The organism is Streptomyces yongxingensis (genome assembly GCF_055597465.1).
This window is the reverse complement of sequence record NZ_CM145717.1, coordinates 9677844-9694759: the sequence shown is the minus strand read 5'-3', so window position 1 is coordinate 9694759 and position 16916 is coordinate 9677844. Positions and strand designations below refer to the sequence as shown.

Below are 16916 nucleotides of genomic sequence, written 5' to 3'. Positions count from 1 at the left end.
GGCTCAGGGTCGAACGGTGTCGCTCCGGGCGATGAGCCCTTCGCGGGTGAGGGTGAAGTTCTGCTGGAAGGAGCCGGGCCGGAGGTTGTGGGTGACGGACTTGACGTAGTACTCCCCGTCGTAGGTGACCCCGGCGCCCCGGACGCCGACGAGCTGGCGTGGCTGGAGGATGTACCCGTGCCGGTTGACGTCGAGCGAGCCGGAACCGGAGATCGCGTCGGCGGTGGTGGCGGCCCTCGCCAGGGCTTCGGCCTCGGCCTGCGCCCGGTCCTTCTTGGCGGTGCCGGACAGGGTCTTGCGCTTGAGGGCGGGGGTTGCTCTTTTGCCGAGGGGCGGCCGGAGGGGGCTGATGTCGGGCTGGGCGAGGAGGGTGGAGGTGCGGGTGGCGGGGTCCTGCCAGCGGGCCTGGGGCTCCTCGCGGGCGGTCCCGTCGTAGGCGAACGTCAACTGGTCGACGGTGGAGTTGACGTCCATGTTGACGGTGAGGGCGTGCTGGGGTGTTCCGACGCGCTTCTCGGGGCCCCAGTAGGCGGTGGTGACACCGGCCACGGGCCCGGGGATGAGGTAGAAGACATAGCCGTTGGCCTGGGCGAGATCGGTGACGTACTGGAGGTCGGTGCCGGTCTGGTAGTCCACGCGGCGCTGTGCGTTGGGCGGTTGGAGGATCTTCTCTTTGACGACGTCGGCCTCGATGCCGTAGTCGGTGTATTTGGTGAGGATGCGGGTGACGCGCTGCCAGGGTGAAAGGTTGGGGTAACGGTCGGTCCGCTCCTCGAGGTCCATGAGGAGGGTGAGGTCCTCGCCGGTGACGGTGAGGGTGGTCTGCCCGGGCTGATTGCTGGCCCCCACCTCGTGGCGCACGATGAGCCCGTCGAGGAGGACGATCGGCGTTCCCTTGACGGCGGCCGTGACGATGACGCGGGTGCGGGGGTCGAAGAACCCCTCGGGGAGCAGCCGATCGATGATCGCGCCCTTTTTGGTGAGGTCGAACGCCATCTGGAAGCCGCTGCGTTCGCCCGCCGTGGTGGTGATCTGCGCGGACAGCAGCGCCTCGGTGACCTCGGGGGGCACGGGGCGGGTGAGCTTGGGCCCCATCCGTAATTCGAGGTGAATGGGCCCTTGGCCCACGGGCTCATCGGCCATGGCCCCCACCACCTCCTCCCGGGAACCCGTCGGGGATGGCTATGTCCCGCCCGGGTTCGGCGGTCAGCTCCCGGGGATCGAGGACCGGGTTGGCATCGGCGATCCGCCACCAGGCAGCGGGGTCGCCGAAGTAGCGCTGACCGAGGTGGTCGGGGCGCTCGCCGCTGCTGACGGTGTGGGTGCTCGTTTCGTCGGTGTCCGCGCTGAGCGGCGGCAGCAACCGCCGCTTGACGTACCGCACGGGCGTCCCGTCGGGTTGGGTGTGGATGCCGATCTCGGCGTCGTGGTAGCGGCTGGAGCGGGGGTAGGGGTGCGACCCCGGAATCGCGTCGAGCGCGCTCTCGTACGGCTGTGACTGTGACCCGGCCATCTGCTTCTACACCCTCCCCAGCCCGATGTCCCCGCTGTTCAACCCCAACGCGCCGAGTGCGCCCCCGCGGGCCGCCGCCGCGAGCCGCTCCTTCTGCGCGAGATGCGCGAGGTAGAGCTCGGCGCCCCGGTGGCCGGCGGGCAGGTCGCTCACGGTGAGCACCTTCAGCCCGATGCTGAGGGATGCGCGGATGGGGTTGAGGTTGACGTCGAACGCCGATTCATTGATGGACAACTCGGTGATGCGGACCGGCATGACGCGCTTGCTGCCCCACGTGAAGAGGGTCAGCGGCATCTCGATGGGGCTGATCTCGATGGTCCCCTTCTTGGAGAGCCGCATGGCGTCCCGCAATTTGGCGGTGGTCGGCTGCACGAGCATTTCGAGCGTCGCGAGTTGCGGGTGTATCCCGTCCGGCGCGGCCACCTCGAACTGATCGGTCGCGTCGATCTCCGCGGTGAACTTCCACGTCTCCTGTGCGGGGCCCTTGAGGCGGAGCGCCTCGTTCTTGTCCCCGCTTCCGCTGCCGCCTCCGCCGCTGTCGGCTTGGTCGCCGGCGGATTGGGGGGCGAGGGATCGTTCGAGGGTGTCGGGGTTGAACTGCAGCACGATGATGCGTTGGGGGGTGCCGCGTTCGGGGTCTACGAGGACTATTCCGGAGCGGATGGGTTTGGGGATGTCGGCGTAAGCCATAGCTTCTCCCAGATCGCTTCTCACGATTGCCCACTGATGCGTTTTCCGTAGATTAGTTCCGCCTCGATGTCCTCCTCGGACGGCACGTACCATGTGCCACCACCATTGGCTTCCAAGAGATCAATAATGGTGTCACCTATGTCAGTCACAACAAAATTCGCATCCTTTTGACGGTAGTATTTGGCGAATTTGGAGTTCGCCGACGCGCCATGGAGTCGGAGGATGCGACGGTTCTTTATGCCGCGCCACTCGTAAAGATATATCTCCATACCCAGCAAATCTGCTTGCCAGGCTGGGATTTCTTTGTGGTAGTAGCCTGGCAGGAACGGGCAGCCCATAATGCCTTGCAATCGCTCGGCCATGCGCTTGGGTTGCGTGGTGATGTTGGTGCGGATGGAAAACTTCAACAGATGGCAGGTCGCTCCCGGGCCAGCCTTTTCAATTCGCCCAGACATCACCACGCCTCCTTCCAACGCAGGACGATCTCAGTCTTGTAGAACTCGCTGAGGTCCTTGAGGCGCCCTTGGAGCACACTCGCCAACTCTCCGCCCACTTCTTGACTCTTGTTGATGAGCTCTTGCAGATGCGGCGGCCTTGGGAACATTTTCTGGTCATCTACGAACTCTGGCCAATCCCTCTTCATCAACGGATACACCCTCCTCCATTCTTCCGGGTGTACCACAAATAGGTCCACGTCGAAATCGTTGATATTGAAAGCCGTCTTTCCCTTGTGTGGCCCGCGCATTCCGGTGTTGAGGCTGCCAACGTAACTAAGAGGCTCTCCTTTATAGCGATGCTTCTTCACCACCTGGTCGATCGTTCCCTTGATCGACTTATACTCTCTTTCCCAGATAATCCTGCCCTTCTCGAGGAGAGCCTTATCGAATTTGTTCCTGCTGAAGTCCTCGATTCCCGTGGCGGCAGCCCACCTTGTGATCTTGTCGTTCATTGTCCTGAGTTCCACGAGAAGCGCAAGTACCTGGTTGCGGACTTGCCTGCGTGTGCGCCTCCTGGGGCGAGTGAGTTCCATTGAACGATTCGGGAACGCTTTCTTGAACGCCAACTTATACTTCCTGACGCTGTCCTTCTGGAAGTTCACTACGTCGTCGAGAACTTCTTCCTTGAACCTGGCTTTGACGTTCGCGTCTTCGATCGAGTTGACGTAGGATTTTATGTACTCGATGTTGTTGTATGCCTCACTGTACCTGTCTTGGAGCGGCAGCAGCTCCGACTCCATGCGGACATCGACATCGTCTCCGGCGGGCTTGAGGACCATTCGGTGTCGTTCGCCGCTCATCGTGAACGCGGCCTTGACCGTTGGCGCCTCGACGCCCTGCTGCCCGTCCTGGTCTTTTTGGTTGTTCCGGTTCTCGTCTCTTCTCGGGTTGTATCGGTTCTCGTTCTCCTGTCGATGATCCTTGTGGAGCCTGCGCAGATTTCTGATCTTCGCCAAAAACTTTTCGCGCAGCGTCTTGGCGCTCCTGGTAATTGCCCGCCCGATCTTGCTCTTCTTAAGTTTTCTGCCCAGTGTGCGACGTGTATTGCGTACTTTCTTAAGGGCAGACTTGGCGGCCTTCCTGACTCGCCTCATTACGCGCCCGGGAAGCGATCCCAATTCCCGGGGAACGGCGGGTTTCGATACCTCTCGCGGGGATTTAGTGGTTTCAGGCGCCTTGTCGGTTTCTCGTTCGTCATTCCGGTCCGGACTTTTCTTGGAAGTCCTGTTGCCCGGATCGCCGTCCTTCGTGCTGTCCGGCTTCTTGTCTCGCGTGGGTCCCGGCTTGGCCTCTGGCCCCCCACCCTGCTCTTGTTCGCGCGACTGCTCCGGCTTGGGCGGCGCATTCTTCGCCGATACGCTCGGTGCGTGCACCTCCCCGGCCGGATGCCGTTGCGGCGCCAGCGGTCTCCTGGGCCTAACGGGAGCGGCTGGTTCTCGCAGTGCCTGGTTGGCCTTACGGAGAGCGCCGCGGGCACGGTTCACGGCCGCGCCTGCGGCCTTGCGAGCGCCCTTGGCCGTCTTCTTCAGGCCCTGCATGATCTTCTGGGCCATCGCCTTGAGGCGGTTGCCCACGCCCTTCACCGCTCGGCCCAGCCTGGCCAACAGGAAGTTGGTGATGAAGTCCAGCAGCGCGACAACGCCCGCTGCCACCGCCTCTGCGAACAAACAGGCCGCCGGGCCCGCCTTGACCGCCTTCAAGTAGGCGAAGAACTTCCCGAAGGCCGCGATGATCCGGCTGATGGTCTGCCAGGCGGCCATCAGCCCCTGGATGATGGTCAGGATCGCCCCTGCGGCGGGGATGATCATCGAGACCAGCTTCTCGATGATGATGGTGGCGATCATCACCGGGAGCGAGGCCACGACCGCGTCCCAGGCCATCTTCCCGATCTGCTTCAGGGAGACGCAGCCCTTGACCAGGACGTTGATGATCGTTTTGCCGAGGCCGAGGATGCCCTCGACCTTGGCGTTGAACCACTCCTTGACCGCGACCTTGATGGCGCCCCACAGGTGTTCGCTGATGCCGGTCTTAGCGGCGCTGCCGGCCTTGCTGAGCCAGCCGCCCGGGTCCGGAGCGATGTCCTTGGCCAGGGCGGCGAACTGGCCCAGCAGGGCAAGGGCCTTCTGGGCGAACTCGATCGCGGACAGCAGCGCCTTGCGGTAGACCTCGATGGCGGCCTTGATGCCCGCCTCCAGGACATCGAGGAGCTTGTTGAGGCCCGCCGCCAGGGCGTCCAGCAGTGCGTTGACGGCCTTCTTCAGGCCGTCCGCGAGGCGGTTGACGGCCGCGATCGCCTTGTCACGGAGGTTCTCGATCGCCTTGCGGAACTTGTCGCGTAATTCGGGGAAGGCTGCGAGGAGCACATCGCCGATCTTGATCAGGACGTCGGCCAGTGCCTTGATGGCCTTGATGGCGAAGTCTCGCGCGAAGTCGATCGCCTTGTTGACGAAGGTCTTGAAGCCTTCGATGATGCCGTTGACAACCTTCCGCGCGGCGTCGAAGACCGCCGTGACGACACTGACAATGGCGTCGATCAGGTTGTTGATCTGGTCCTTGACCCAGCCGAGGAAGCCCCCGCCGCCCTCCTTCTTCTTTTTCTCCTCCTCCTTCTTCCTTGCGGCCTCTTTCTCGGCCCGTTCCCGCTCATCGTCGATCTTCTGGTTGTCTTCGTCCTTCTTCTTACCGATCTCCTTGTCTTGTTTGTCCTTCTCCTTGGTGATCTCGTCGTTCTTGCCGCGGTGCTCCTGCTCGGTCTCCTTGTCCGCGTCCTCAAGCTTCTGGTCCTGCTCCTTGCGCCAGTCCGCGCGCTGACGCTGCGCCTCCTCAGCGGCCCGGCCGCGCTCGCCGGTCTGCTGCTCGGCGTTGCGGGCGACCTCTTGGTCGATCTCGGCCTGTTTCTGTTGCTTGACCTGCTGCTCGCCCTGCTGTTGTTCCTTCTCCTTGGCGACCATCTGTCCATGGGCAGCGGTCGCCCCGGCCTGGATCTGGGGGCCCCGTTCCTGTTTGGTGACCACGGCGACGCCCTCGTCCGAGGTCTGTCCCGCATCGGCCCCGGCTCCGCCACCGCCGCGTGACCGGCCGGGTGCCTTGCCCCGCAGGCGTTCCCTGGGCGCGTTCGGGTAGATCCGGTCCTCGCCCAGGTTCTTGGTGGTGTCCGCGCGGCCGGTCTCCTGGATGTCGGCCTGCTTCTCCTTGAGCTTCTCGGCCTGCTTGTCCGTGCGCTTCGGGTCGCTCTCCCCCTCAAGCCTGATCTTCGGGGCGGGACCGACCGTGCGGTTCAGGGCCGGATCGGTCGTGGGGACGCTGTCGGCGGCCTGCTCGATGTTCTTGGCGTCCTGCTCGTCCGCCTTGCCGTCCGGGGAGGAGGTGACGCTGGGTGCCTGAGCGCCTTGGGCGGGCTTCTCTCCTTCGGCCTTGTCGACATCCTTGGCCCGCTGTTTCGCGGCCATGTCCTCGGGGGTGACCTCTTCAACCTTGCCGGTCACGGCGTTCTCCGCCGGCTGCGATTCCGGCGGGGCGGACTGCGTCTGCGGTGCGCCCGAAGGACGTTCCCTGGTCGGAGGGTTGGCGTCGAGGCGGCGTTGCTCGTCGCTGATCTTCTTGGCGGCCGCGCCGTCCACGCCCGGCAGCGCTGCCTGCGCCTGGTCCGGAGGTAGTTGACTCACCGTGTTGAGGGCGGTCTTCGGGTCCTGGCCCGAGACGTCCGGCGGCGCCTGCTTCTTGTCCTCCGAGCTCTGCTGCCCGCCACCGCCACCGCCGCAGCTGCCTCCCGCGCCGTCCTGCTCCGGCGCCGGCTCCGGAGGGGCGCAACCGCCGCCGTCCTTCTCCAGGGAGGCTTCGGGTGTGGCCTTCGCGCCCTCGGGCGCGGGGGCACCCATCCTGCCCGGGCTATCGGCCTGTTCGCCCACCGGGCTGACCGCTGCCTGGGCCGGGGATGGTGCGCCGCCCGGCCCTGCCGCCGCCGAGGGGGCGGCGGCGGGTTCGCTTCCGCCGACCGCACCGCTCGGTGCCGCCCCCGGACCCTGCTCCTTGAGCACCTGACTCTTTGGCGCGGGCGCGTCCCGCTCCCCCTTCGCGGAGTCAGCGGCCCGCCGGGCGGCGGGCGACGGCGTGCGGTCCTGGGTCGGCGTTGTCTCCGTATGGGCCCCGGCGGGCGGCGTGGCGGACGCTGGCACCGGGGAGGCTGCTGTCGCTGCCGTCGCGGGCTTGTCGGCGGCGGCGCCCTGAGGCTGCCCCTTCGACTCCTCCTTCTCCGCCTGCTCGTCCCGGTCCTTGCGCTCCTGCTGCTCGGTCTGGGCCTCTTTGGCATCCGGCTGTTCCCCGCCGTTGCCTGGGTCCTCGTCCTCGTCCCCGCCTTTGTCCTCGTCCTGCCGTTGCGCCGGGTCTTTCTTCTCCTCGGCCTCGGGCTCGGGCGCCGCCCCGTCCTCCGTCTCGGGGTCCGGGCCGACCTCCTGATCTGCCGGGCGTTCGGCCGTGAGTTCAGTGGGGAACGCTCCTCCGAGGTCCGCACTTCCGACTCGTGGACGTTTTCCGGTGTCAGCTTCCCTCCTATCGGCCCGGTCCCCGGCTCCGTCCTCGGCAGCTTGTGACACCGCCGCGGGATCCCCATGGGGCAGCTCGTCGTCGGGACCGGTCAGAGAGCCGGTTCCCTGCCCGGGATCGCCGACGGAGGTATCACCTTGGTCGGGCTCGGGATCTCGAACTGCCAGGGTCTCGGCAACGGATTCCGGTGAGGCATCCTCTTCGAGATTGATCTCATCCGATACGAGACCGGCCGATAGGTTCCGGGCGCTCTCCGCGGCGTCGGGTACTGGATCAGCCCCTTCTCGTTCCTGGGTCTCGCCGCTTGCAATCTCGGCTTCCGCGCCTGCCTCCAGACCGAGCGGCCTTTCCTCCTCGCGCGGTTCGTCCTCGTCCTCGTCCTTCTCGTTGAGGCCATGCTCGGACAGTGCGCTGTCCCGCTGGTCGGCGCGCTCGTCCACTTTCTCCGGGCGTACGGGGCCGGGCTGACCTTTCGCCTTGGGGTCGACATCCTCCGGCTTCGAACCGTCGGCGGGCTTCTTCTCGTCGTCCTCGCGCTGCCGCTTGTCCGCGCCGGGAGCGTTGGCCTGTTCGGGGTCGGCCTCTTCGCGCTCGCGCTGCTCCTTGCGCTCCTCCTTCTGCTGTTCGACGCCCTCTTGCTGGTCCTGAGCCTTCTCTTCAGCCGCCTGGTCGGATTTCTCCCGCTCCTCGGCTTGCTTCTCCTCGGTCTCGCGCTGCTCCTGCTCGAATTGGCCTTGTTGCCGGGCCCGCGCGTCCCTGCGAGCCCGGTCCTCCTTGGCTTCCTTTTTCTCTTCGGCCGCGTCAGCGGCCCGGCGCTCCTGGAACGTCTTGGGGTTTCTGCTCCGCTCGTCGGCCTGATCGCGCTTCTCCTCGCGGGAGTCCTGTACCCGCTTCTCCTTGGCCTCCTGCTCGCCCTCCACCGCCTGGTGGGCCGCGGCACGCTCTTCTTCCACCAGTTCAATGGCGTCCGGCACAGGCGCGGGGACGTTGGCCGGTTGCAGTTCGAGCGGGAACCTGTCCGCCTCGTCGATCAGGTCCAGCAGCCGACTGTGCTCGTTGGAGAGCAGCCGGACCTCAAGCCGGTCCAGCACCGACTCCCGCAACCCGGGGGACATCCGCGCCAGTTGCATACGGGTGCGCTTGGAGCGGTCCTCGGGATCACCGCGCAGGGAGCGGACGACGCTGTTGGCCAGGCGGTCGACCAGGGTCGCCGGGTCGAGCTTCTCCATGCGGTTGCGGTCGGCGTCGACCGTGGCGTAGCGGAGCCAGCCCGGGGTCGCGGTCGCCTCCGCTTCCATGGCCGTTTCCGGCTGCTCGCCGCGTACGAGTTCCTGTGCCGCGTCCTCCGCCTCGCGTTCGACGGCCTGCTGCGGCAGGCTCACCGCGCCCAGGTCGCGGCCCGCGCGCAGGGTGCCGAGGCCGTGGGGGTTCTGGACGGTGTGGAGCAGTTCATGGGCGAGGAGGCGCTGGCCTTCCACCGTGCCGGGGCGGTAGGTGTGCTCGCGGAAGAAGATGTCCTGGCCGACCGCCACCGCGTCCGCGCCCAGCAGTTCGGTGAGGTGGCCCGCGTCGCGGTCGGTGTGCAGACGGACCTGGCCGAGGTCGTGGCCGAGTTGCTCTTCGAGGTCGCGCCGGACGCTCGGGTCGAGGGGCTGCCCCGCGCCGCTGACGATGTCCTTGGGCTCGGGCGTACGGGCCTTGCCGGTCCGCTCCTTGCGCTTGCGGCGCTTGGCGGACTGGGACGCGCGGTCGTCCTGGGTGGTGGACGGTGCGTTGCTCATGTCCTCTCCCGCCCCCTTCCGGACAGGCCAGCGTGCACGGCGCGGGCCAGGGCCTCGCCCAGCCGGGCCGGGGAGGTGGTGGCGGGGAGCGGGGGCAGGCCGGACAGGGCCTCGATCGCCGTGCCCTCCCCGGTCGCCGCCAGTGGTACGCCGCGCTCCCGTACGAGACGGGTCAGCTCCGTGTGGAATGCCGCCGAGACCCGGTCCGGGTCGATCCCGGCGCCGAAGCCGGTCAGCGCCAACTCGCCGATGTCCACCTGGATCGCGTTCGGCTGCTCGTTCGGACCCATCCGGTCGTTCAGACCCATCCGTGGACCTCCGAGGGCGTGAGCGAACGGTCCAGCTTCTGGTACTCGGTGCGCGCCGCTGCCAGCATGTGGCGCATCTGGAGGCGGTCGCCCTCCTCGGCGGCGAGGAAGGCGCCGGAGAGCGCGATGTTGCGGATCGAGCCGCCCGCCACGGTGAGCTGGGCGAGGCGCTCGGGGTCGATGTCCTTCATCGGCGCCCGGGCGGGGAGCACCCGGCGCCAGATCTCGGCGCGCTCGCTCTCGCCGGGGAAGGGGAAGTCCACGACGAAGCGGATCCGGCGCATGAAGGCCGGGTCGAGGGCCTTCTTCATGTTGGTGGTGAGAATGGCCAGGCCCCGGTACGCCTCCATGCGCATCAGCAGATAGCTGACCTCCAGGTTGGCGTACCGGTCGTGGCTGTCCTTGACCTCGCTGCGCTTGCCGAACAGCGCGTCCGCCTCGTCGAAGAGCAGCAGTGCGCCACCGCGCTCGGCGGCGTCGAAGACCTTGCGCAGGTTCTTCTCGGTCTCGCCGATGTATTTGCTGACCACCTGAGAGAGGTCGATGATGAAGAGATCCAGGCCCAGCTCCTTGGCCATCACCTCGGCGGCGAGGGTCTTGCCGGTGCCGGAGCCGCCCGCGAAGAGGGCGGTGACGCCCAGGCCGCGGCGGAGTGTCGCGGCGAAGCCCCACTCCTGGTGGACGGTGGCGCGCTGTCGTACGTGGGCGACGATCTCGCGCAGGATCCGCGCCTGGTGGTCGGCGAGCACCAGATCGTCCCAGCCGGCCTCGGGTTCGATCCGCCGGCCCAGCTCGTCCAGGCCGATGCGCGCCTCGATGAGCCCGGCGCGCCAGGCGAGTTCGGTGGGGTCGAGTGCGTCCGTGCCCATGCCCGTGCCCATGCCCGTGTCCGTGTCCGTGTCCGTGTCCGTGTCCGTGTCCGTGTCCGTGTCGGGGAGGTCACGGCGTACGGCGGCGGCCGCGGAGCGGATGATGTGCGGCGGCAGCTGGAACTGGGCGACCAGCGACCGCAGGTGGGCCTCCTCGATCCGCGGGATGCCGGCGAAGGCGTCCGCCCAGAGGGCGAGTTGTTCGGTGTCGTCCAGCCCGGGCACGGTGACGCGCTCGCCGCGCGGGCGGCCGGTCCGGCGCGGGTCCTCGCTGGAGACGACGAGGGGCACGGCGGCGCCGTCGATGAACGCGTCGGTGGCGGCGGTCTGTTCCCGGTCCATCTCACCGACCTCCAGCAGGAGCGCCGCGGGCAGCAGAACGGCCTCGCGCTGCCAGAGGCGGGCGAGGCGGTCGCGTTCGGCCGCGTCGGTGGGGACGTCGTCCGAGGCCATGACGTACAGCGCGAGCCCGGTGCGGCGGGCGGCCACGGCGGCGATGTCGGTACGGGTGGTCAGGTCGCCGCCGACGAACTCCACGCGCAGCGGGGCCTCCGGGCGGGACTCGTTCCAGCCCGCGGCCACCCGGTCCGCCGCCCGGTCGTACGAGGGGGGCAGCGTTCGCGGGGGCTGCGCACGGCGCAGCAGCCCGTGCAGCCGGGCGTCGAGGTAGGGCGATCCGGCCAGGAAGTGCAGGATGCGCTCGTCGACGCGGAGGCGTGACGTGGTGAGCCGGGTCTCGTCGTCGAGCTCTATGAGCCGCCAGCGGCGGAGCGGGGACACGGGGGTGAGCGCGCTCCAGTGCGGCTCGTCGAGCGCGGCGAGGGCGAGCGAGAAGGTGGGGTACGCACGGGCCGGATCGCCGCTGGCGGCGGCACACCGCGCGGCGGCGGTGGGGTCCAGCTCGGCGGCCGCGGCCAGCAGGACGAGCTGGCGCTCGAAGGTGCTGAGGCCGAAACAGGCCACGAGTGCGTCGAGCGTGGCGGGGCCGGGGATCGCTTGCTCGTGGTCTTTCGCGTGGGGCGACTGGGCGGCGGTGGCAGGGGTGTTGGGCGCGTCGACGGTGGCGGTATCGCGCGAGGCGGTGGCGCCGGGCCGGGAGCCGTTGGGGGTGGCGCGGCGGGCATGGGCGTCGACGCGGGCCAGTACGGCCTGGACTGCGGCGGCCAGGGCCTGCCCGTCCTCGGCCGCGATGGCGTCCGCGCCCGCTCCCCCGCTGGTCTCGGCGGCCGCCGATGCGCGGCCGTTTCGCGTGCCCATGCTGTCGCCAGCCCCCTTCTCCCCCACCGTGTGCCTCAGCTCTCCGTGTCCTCGGAGCGGCCGCCGCGGCGCCGGGGCGTGGACTTGCGTGTACGGGTGGGTGAGGTGGCGGACTTGGCGGCGGCGGCCTTCGTGGTCTTGGTCGCGGCCGACTTGGTGGCTGCCGCCTTGGCGGTCTTGGCGGCTTTGGCCGCGGCCGCCTTCGCGGCGGCGGGGCGCTTCTTGGCGGGCCGGGCGGGCGACGGGGTCTCGGCCTCCGTCGACGCCTCCGTCTCCGCCTCCGCCTCGGCGGGCTCCCCGCCTGTCCCCCGCAGGGTTGGTGGCTCCGGCGCTCCCGGGGCGCCGAAGGGCAGCACCCGTACCGTGGGCCGTTCCACCGGCTTCGCCGGGACCGGGCGCTCCCGCCCCTCGATCAGGACCAACGAGCCCTGGTAGCAGACCGACAGCACATACGGGGTCTGATAGAGCATCCCCCAGAGCTTGGAGGTCTCGTCCACATCCATCTGCGTCGGGGTGAAGCGCACCCGCTGCACCGCCTCGACCAGGTCGCTGCCCGTCAGGTACGAGCGCCGGGCGGCCTCCTCGATCACGTCCTTCGGGAGCATCGGGATCTCGTGCAGGATGCGCACCACGGTGCCGATCAGGCGCTGCCCGACCAGCTCGGACTCCTCCCCGTACGCGCTGATCAGGTAGTGCAGATCCATGGCCGCGGCCGGTCGCTTGAGCAGGGTGCCGTCCGAGGCCCGGGTGGGCAGGTCGGTGGCGCGCATCGAGGCGTTCGGGGTGACCTGGTAGAGGAAGATGTTGATGGTCGGTTCGGTGGGCGGCTCGGCCGGGGGCCTACGGGTGTCCACCGTGACCGCGATGTCGATCTCGGGCCGCAGATTGTTCGCGACCAGCAGCGCGAGGGCCTGGGTGACGGTCGCGAAGGCGAGTCCGTTGCTCATGGTGTCAGTCCCTCCTCTCGCCGCGTGCCAGGTAGTCCTCCAGGCTCAGCGCGGGCGCGCGCCGTCCCGTCGTTCCGGCGCGGGCGCCCGTGGTGCGGTCGGCGCCGGGCGGGGCGGCGGCGGTGACCTCCAGCCGCCCGATCTGGACGTGCACCGTGCGCTGGGCGGACCGGGCGCGGCGCCGCCCGGCGGGGAGCCGCGCGGCCTCGCGGCCCACGGCGGGGTCGGCCGCGCGGGGCGGCAGCGGCGCGGCGGCCACCGCGGACCACACGTCCGCGGACGGCGGGCCGGGCGAGGGCCGGGCGGCAGCCGGTGTGGCGTCGGGCGCCGGGGACGCCGTGGCGCCCCGCCGGGCGGCCGGGGCGTCGGGTGCGGCCGGGTGCGGCCTGGCGGTGATCTGTGTGCTGGGGAGCAACAGCGGTGCGGGGGCCGGGGGTTCGGCGTGCCGCTCCACGTCCTCGTACGGTGGGGGCTCGGCGCGTACGACGGTGTGCCGGTCGGTCCTGACCTCGCGGTGGTGCCGGACCACCTCCTGGTGGCGTTCGGCCGCCGATGGCGGGGCCATGCGGGCAGGCGTGGCCTCCTCCGGGAGCGGCGGCTCTCCCCGCAGCGCCTCGATGCGCTCGTACGGGCCCGGCAGCCGCGGCCGTACCCGGACCGGGCGGTCGCCGGCGCCGCCGCCCGCCGCCGGCCCGGGCGCGGGGACGGGGGCGTGCCGCGCGAGCAGCCGGTCGAAGTAGTCAGCCATCTGCGCACAGCTCCAGGTAGTAACGGCGCCGCAGCGGGCTGAGCGCCAGGATCTGAGGCTCGCTCCAGCCGTATGCGGTGGCGAGCAGGTGGACATCGAGGAGCAGGTCCCGTGCCCAGTGGTCGAGTTCGGTCCACAGGTAGGAGGCGATATCCAGCTCGGCCCGGGTGGCCTCGCCGCATTCGGGGCAGGCGACGTTGAGCGTCACATCGGCCGCCGGGTCGGCGCGTTCGGCGGCCTCGGCGAGCCGCCGCTGCACCGGCTCGGGCAGTTCGGTCGCCGGGAGGCGGTCGGCGGGGACGGGCCGCCCCGAACGGTGCACGGAGAGGACGCAGCGGGCGAGCAGGGTACGGCGGGCGCGGACGGCGGCGGTGGGCTCTCGCTCGGCCTCGCCGCCGTACGAGTCCGAGGCCGAGTCCCCGTACGCGCCCACGCCCGAGTCCCCGTACGCGCCCACGCCCGAGTCCGCGTCCACGTTCCCGTTCGTGCTCACGCCCACGTCCACGTTCGCGCCCACGCGCCCGCCCGCTTCGGCCGCCGCCTGCGCGGCGGCCTCCACGTCGGCGACGGTGGGCAGCCGGAACTCGACCGTCCACTCGCCCTCCTCCACCCGGAGCGGGCCGTCCTGGCCCCCCGGGCGCACGCCCAGATCGCGTGCGTCGAGGTCGAACTCCATGGCCTCGCCGCACGCACCGCACTCGGCCCGGATCTGCATCCGCTCGCCGAAGAGCGCGCGCCGCAGGGCGTACAGATCCGCCTCGCGCTCGCCCACCGGCAGCGACAGCAGTTCGTCCGCGGCGGCCTCCGGGCGGGCCGCCCGGTGCAGCAGCAGGGCGCGGCCGGGGCCGTGGTGCGCCAGCCCCGCCTCCCAGATGGCCAGCAGCTCCGCGGGCCCCGTGTTCCCCATCTCTCAGGCCGTCCGCTCCCCGTACCGTGCCGTTCCCCGTACCCGTGGCCGTCGTCGCAGCCGCGCCACAGCCGTAACCACGCCGCAGCCTTAAGACGCGCCGCGGCCTTAAGACGCACCGCAGCCGCTCCCGTCCGCCGTCCCGCGCCCCGCCCCCGTCCCCCGCCTACGCGGGATGCGTGAACGAGGGCTCTTCCGGCTCCGGCACCTCGTAGTCCCGCTCCCAGCCCTCGCACTCCAGCTTCAGACTCTGGATCGCGACCGCGTTGGCGTTGGCGTCCAGTTCGCCGAGCACCTGGTACTCGCTCGGCCAGGTCCGGTAGAGCTTGTGCGAGACGGCCACCTGGCCCGCCTCGTTGAGGACCTGGATGACGATGTCCTTGCGGAAGTCGGCGAGCGAGACCTCGGAGCCGAGCCCCGCGCCGACCTGCCAGACCTTGTTGGCCCAGCGGTCGAACTCGGGGTCGTGGGTGACGCCGCGCTCCAGGGTGATCCCCTCGAACTCGGACCGGCCCGGGGACTTGCGGGGCGAGCTGGGGTCGCCGCCGTTGCGGTGCTTGACGACCTCGGTGGTGCGCTTGAGCGGACTGATCTTGCTGATGCCCGCGACCGTACGACCGTCCCAGAGGACCAGAAACTTGAAGTTCTTGTACGGGTCGAAGCGATGGGCGTTGACCTGGAACTCAGCCATCACATTCCTAAATCTCGAACTGTCCGGCCATCTGCTGGATCTTGACGATCACGAACTCCGCGGGCTTGACCGGCGCAATACCGACCACGACATTCACGATGCCGGCTGCGATGTCCTCGTCCGTCGTGGTGTCCTTGTCGCACTTGACGAAGTACGCCTGCCGCGGAGTGCCGCCCTTGAACGCACCCTTCTCGAACAGCGTGTGCAGATAGCCGGAAGCGTTCAGCCGGATCTGCTGCCACAACTGCTCCGTATTGGGTTCGAAAACGACCCATTGCAGTCCGCGGCGCAGGCTCTCCTCGATATGCAGCGCCAGCCGCCGTACCGGTACGTACTTCCACTCACTGCTCTGCGCGTCGGCGCCGCGCAGCGTGCGGGCGCCCCAGACCAGCGGGCCCACCACCGGGAAGGTGCGCAGGCAGTTGATGCCCAGCGGGTTGAGCAGTCCGTTCTCGCGATCGGTGAGCTGGACGGTGAGTGAGTACACCCCGGCCAGCCGGGCCTCGGTCCCGGCGGGTGCCTTCCACACGCCGCGCTCGGCGTCCGTACGGGCCATGACGCCCGCGAGCGCCCCGGAGGGCGGGAAGGCGCGCAGCCGCCCGGTGAGCGGGTCGGTGAGCCGCAACTGCGGGAAGTACAGCGCGGCGTGGTCGCTGCGGACCGGCTCGAAGGCGCCGATCCCGGCGCGGGCCGCGTCCACGCTGCCCCAGGCCGAGGGCGCGTCCACCAGCAGGAAGATCCGCCGCTCCCGGCACAGCCGGTCGGCCGCCGACAGCACGGTGACCATGTCGCCCACGGACTCGTATCCGGCGAGCTCGGGCAGCGACAGCAGGTTGACGTCCTCGATGTCGCGCAGCGCCTGGAGGCCGGTCTTGTCCGCCTCGCTGCCGATGAGGTCGCGGGGGCCGGGCGGGGCGCCGTCCTCGCCGCCGGACAGCGGGAAGACGGGCGGGTTGACCGACGCCTCCAGGCCCAGGTCATTGGCGCATTCGCCCAGGAAGCGCACCACGTCGTCGGGGTCGATGGAGCCGGCGACGACCTGGAGGCGGCGGCCGAACGCGGTGACCTCGGTGCCCGCGAAGGCGTGCTTGCCGGGGGCGTCGGGCAGCGCGCGCAGCTTGCGCTCCAGGAGCAGGGCCAGCTCGGTGACGTCGCACGGAGCCTCGCCGTCGCAGTCCGGGTCGTAGAGGGTGAACGCGCGCTCCACCTCGCCGATCTTGACCGTCAGCTCGACCTCGAGGTCGGGGAGTTCCTCCGCGAACGGCTTGGAGACCGTGCCGGAGGGGTCCGGCCGGCCCTCGCCGACCGCCTTGACCCGGATCAGCCCCGACCCGGCGTTGATCACGGTCTCGGCGTGGCGGCCGTGGGCGGGGTCCATGGACAGGTTGGTGAACGACTCGCGGGAGGTGCCCCGGGCGTCGAGCACATGGAGGTTGAAGGTCTCCTCCGGGCACGGGGTGTCGTAGTCGACGGCCAGCCGCAGGCCCGAGCCCCAGTGGCCGGGCTCCTTGGCGTGCACCTCCAGCACGGGGCATTCGCTGTGGCCCTCGGTGGAGTCGAGGGTGACGCGGGCGGCCTTGCCGGTCCCGGCCTTGGTCACGCGGACGACGACCGCCACGGTGCCGCCGTTGCCGAAGAACTGGTGCACCGCGTAGCCGACCGCGCTCTGCGAGGTGAGGCCCCCGAAGCGGCGCTCGAAGTCGGCGAAGCTGGTGATGCGGACCGGGGTGTTCAGCGGGCCCCGCCGGGTGTGGCCCACGAACGCGGTCACCGAGGTGGTGACCGAGGCGATGGTACGGACGCTGCTGGGAAGCTCTTCGATGTAGACACCGGGATAGCCCGCGGGCGTCGGCATTCCCCCTCCATTCTCTTCAGCGCATCAAGAGATGAGGAGGGGAAGTGAAGATCGAGCACGCGGATTTCCCGCCGCGCACACAATTTCTCCTCGCACTTCCCCCGGTCGCACGCCCCCGCGAAACCGGTATCGCAGAGTTCGGAACGTCGCTTGCGGCTCCTGATGCGTGAGTGCGGTTTGAGTTTCCGCGCCCGGCGTGATTCCGGTCAAGGCATTGATCCGGTCATCTCTTTCACGGGAAATTCCTAGATCGTTTCCCCGTCTCCACGGAGTTGACCAAGCTATTACCGTGCGCGAACGCTTCCGGCAAT

The 16916-nt window shown here is 69.3% G+C and carries 12 protein-coding genes; all 12 read right to left on the bottom strand.

Annotated elements, in window-relative coordinates; genetic code table 11:
* Nucleotides 1–3: 3 nt before the first annotated feature.
* The 12 genes from ACZ6TD_RS41435 to ACZ6TD_RS41380 all read right to left on the bottom strand — a co-directional run bounded on the left by ACZ6TD_RS41435 (nucleotide 4) and on the right by ACZ6TD_RS41380 (nucleotide 16605).
* Nucleotides 4–1143 (bottom strand): hypothetical protein, encoded by a 1140-nt coding sequence (locus tag ACZ6TD_RS41435; protein ID WP_471346475.1) that lies wholly within the window; start codon nucleotides 1141–1143, stop codon nucleotides 4–6.
* Nucleotides 1133–1513, bottom strand: a complete 381-nt coding sequence (locus ACZ6TD_RS41430; RefSeq protein WP_471346473.1) for a LysM peptidoglycan-binding domain-containing protein — start codon at nucleotides 1511–1513, stop codon at nucleotides 1133–1135. The genes ACZ6TD_RS41435 and ACZ6TD_RS41430 overlap by 11 nt, the downstream gene beginning before the upstream one ends.
* A 6-nt stretch (nucleotides 1514–1519) precedes the next feature.
* Complete coding sequence (locus tag ACZ6TD_RS41425; protein ID WP_471346471.1) at nucleotides 1520–2203, bottom strand: hypothetical protein; 684 nt, start codon at nucleotides 2201–2203, stop codon at nucleotides 1520–1522.
* Nucleotides 2204–2223: 20 nt separating this feature from the next.
* Nucleotides 2224–2658, bottom strand: coding sequence for a hypothetical protein (locus ACZ6TD_RS41420; protein ID WP_471346469.1), 435 nt, complete (start codon nucleotides 2656–2658; stop codon nucleotides 2224–2226).
* Nucleotides 2658–9023, bottom strand: a complete 6366-nt coding sequence (locus tag ACZ6TD_RS41415) for an eCIS core domain-containing protein (protein WP_471346468.1) — start codon at nucleotides 9021–9023, stop codon at nucleotides 2658–2660. Before ACZ6TD_RS41415 ends, ACZ6TD_RS41420 begins: the two co-directional genes overlap by 1 nt.
* Nucleotides 9020–9331 (bottom strand): hypothetical protein, encoded by a 312-nt coding sequence (locus ACZ6TD_RS41410; protein WP_289978538.1) that lies wholly within the window; start codon nucleotides 9329–9331, stop codon nucleotides 9020–9022. The genes ACZ6TD_RS41415 and ACZ6TD_RS41410 overlap by 4 nt, the downstream gene beginning before the upstream one ends.
* Nucleotides 9322–11457 (bottom strand): ATP-binding protein, encoded by a 2136-nt coding sequence (locus tag ACZ6TD_RS41405; RefSeq protein WP_471346466.1) that lies wholly within the window; start codon nucleotides 11455–11457, stop codon nucleotides 9322–9324. Before ACZ6TD_RS41405 ends, ACZ6TD_RS41410 begins: the two co-directional genes overlap by 10 nt.
* Before the next feature lie 35 nt (nucleotides 11458–11492).
* On the bottom strand, nucleotides 11493–12404 hold the full coding sequence (locus tag ACZ6TD_RS41400; RefSeq protein WP_471346465.1) for a Pvc16 family protein: 912 nt from the start codon (nucleotides 12402–12404) through the stop codon (nucleotides 11493–11495).
* Between the two features lie 4 nt (nucleotides 12405–12408).
* Entirely contained in the window at nucleotides 12409–13152 is a 744-nt protein-coding gene (locus ACZ6TD_RS41395) for a hypothetical protein (protein WP_471346463.1), read from the bottom strand.
* A complete protein-coding gene (locus ACZ6TD_RS41390) occupies nucleotides 13145–14059 on the bottom strand; it encodes a T4 family baseplate hub assembly chaperone (RefSeq protein WP_471346461.1) in 915 nt (304 codons plus the stop codon). The genes ACZ6TD_RS41395 and ACZ6TD_RS41390 overlap by 8 nt, the downstream gene beginning before the upstream one ends.
* 166 nt (nucleotides 14060–14225) lie before the next feature.
* Entirely contained in the window at nucleotides 14226–14750 is a 525-nt protein-coding gene (locus tag ACZ6TD_RS41385) for a phage tail protein (RefSeq protein WP_059144851.1), read from the bottom strand.
* Between the two features lie 7 nt (nucleotides 14751–14757).
* Nucleotides 14758–16605 carry a phage tail sheath C-terminal domain-containing protein gene (locus ACZ6TD_RS41380; RefSeq protein WP_471346459.1) on the bottom strand — a complete coding sequence of 616 codons (1848 nt, stop codon included), beginning with the start codon at nucleotides 16603–16605 and terminating at the stop codon, nucleotides 14758–14760.
* Nucleotides 16606–16916: the final 311 nt, after the last annotated feature.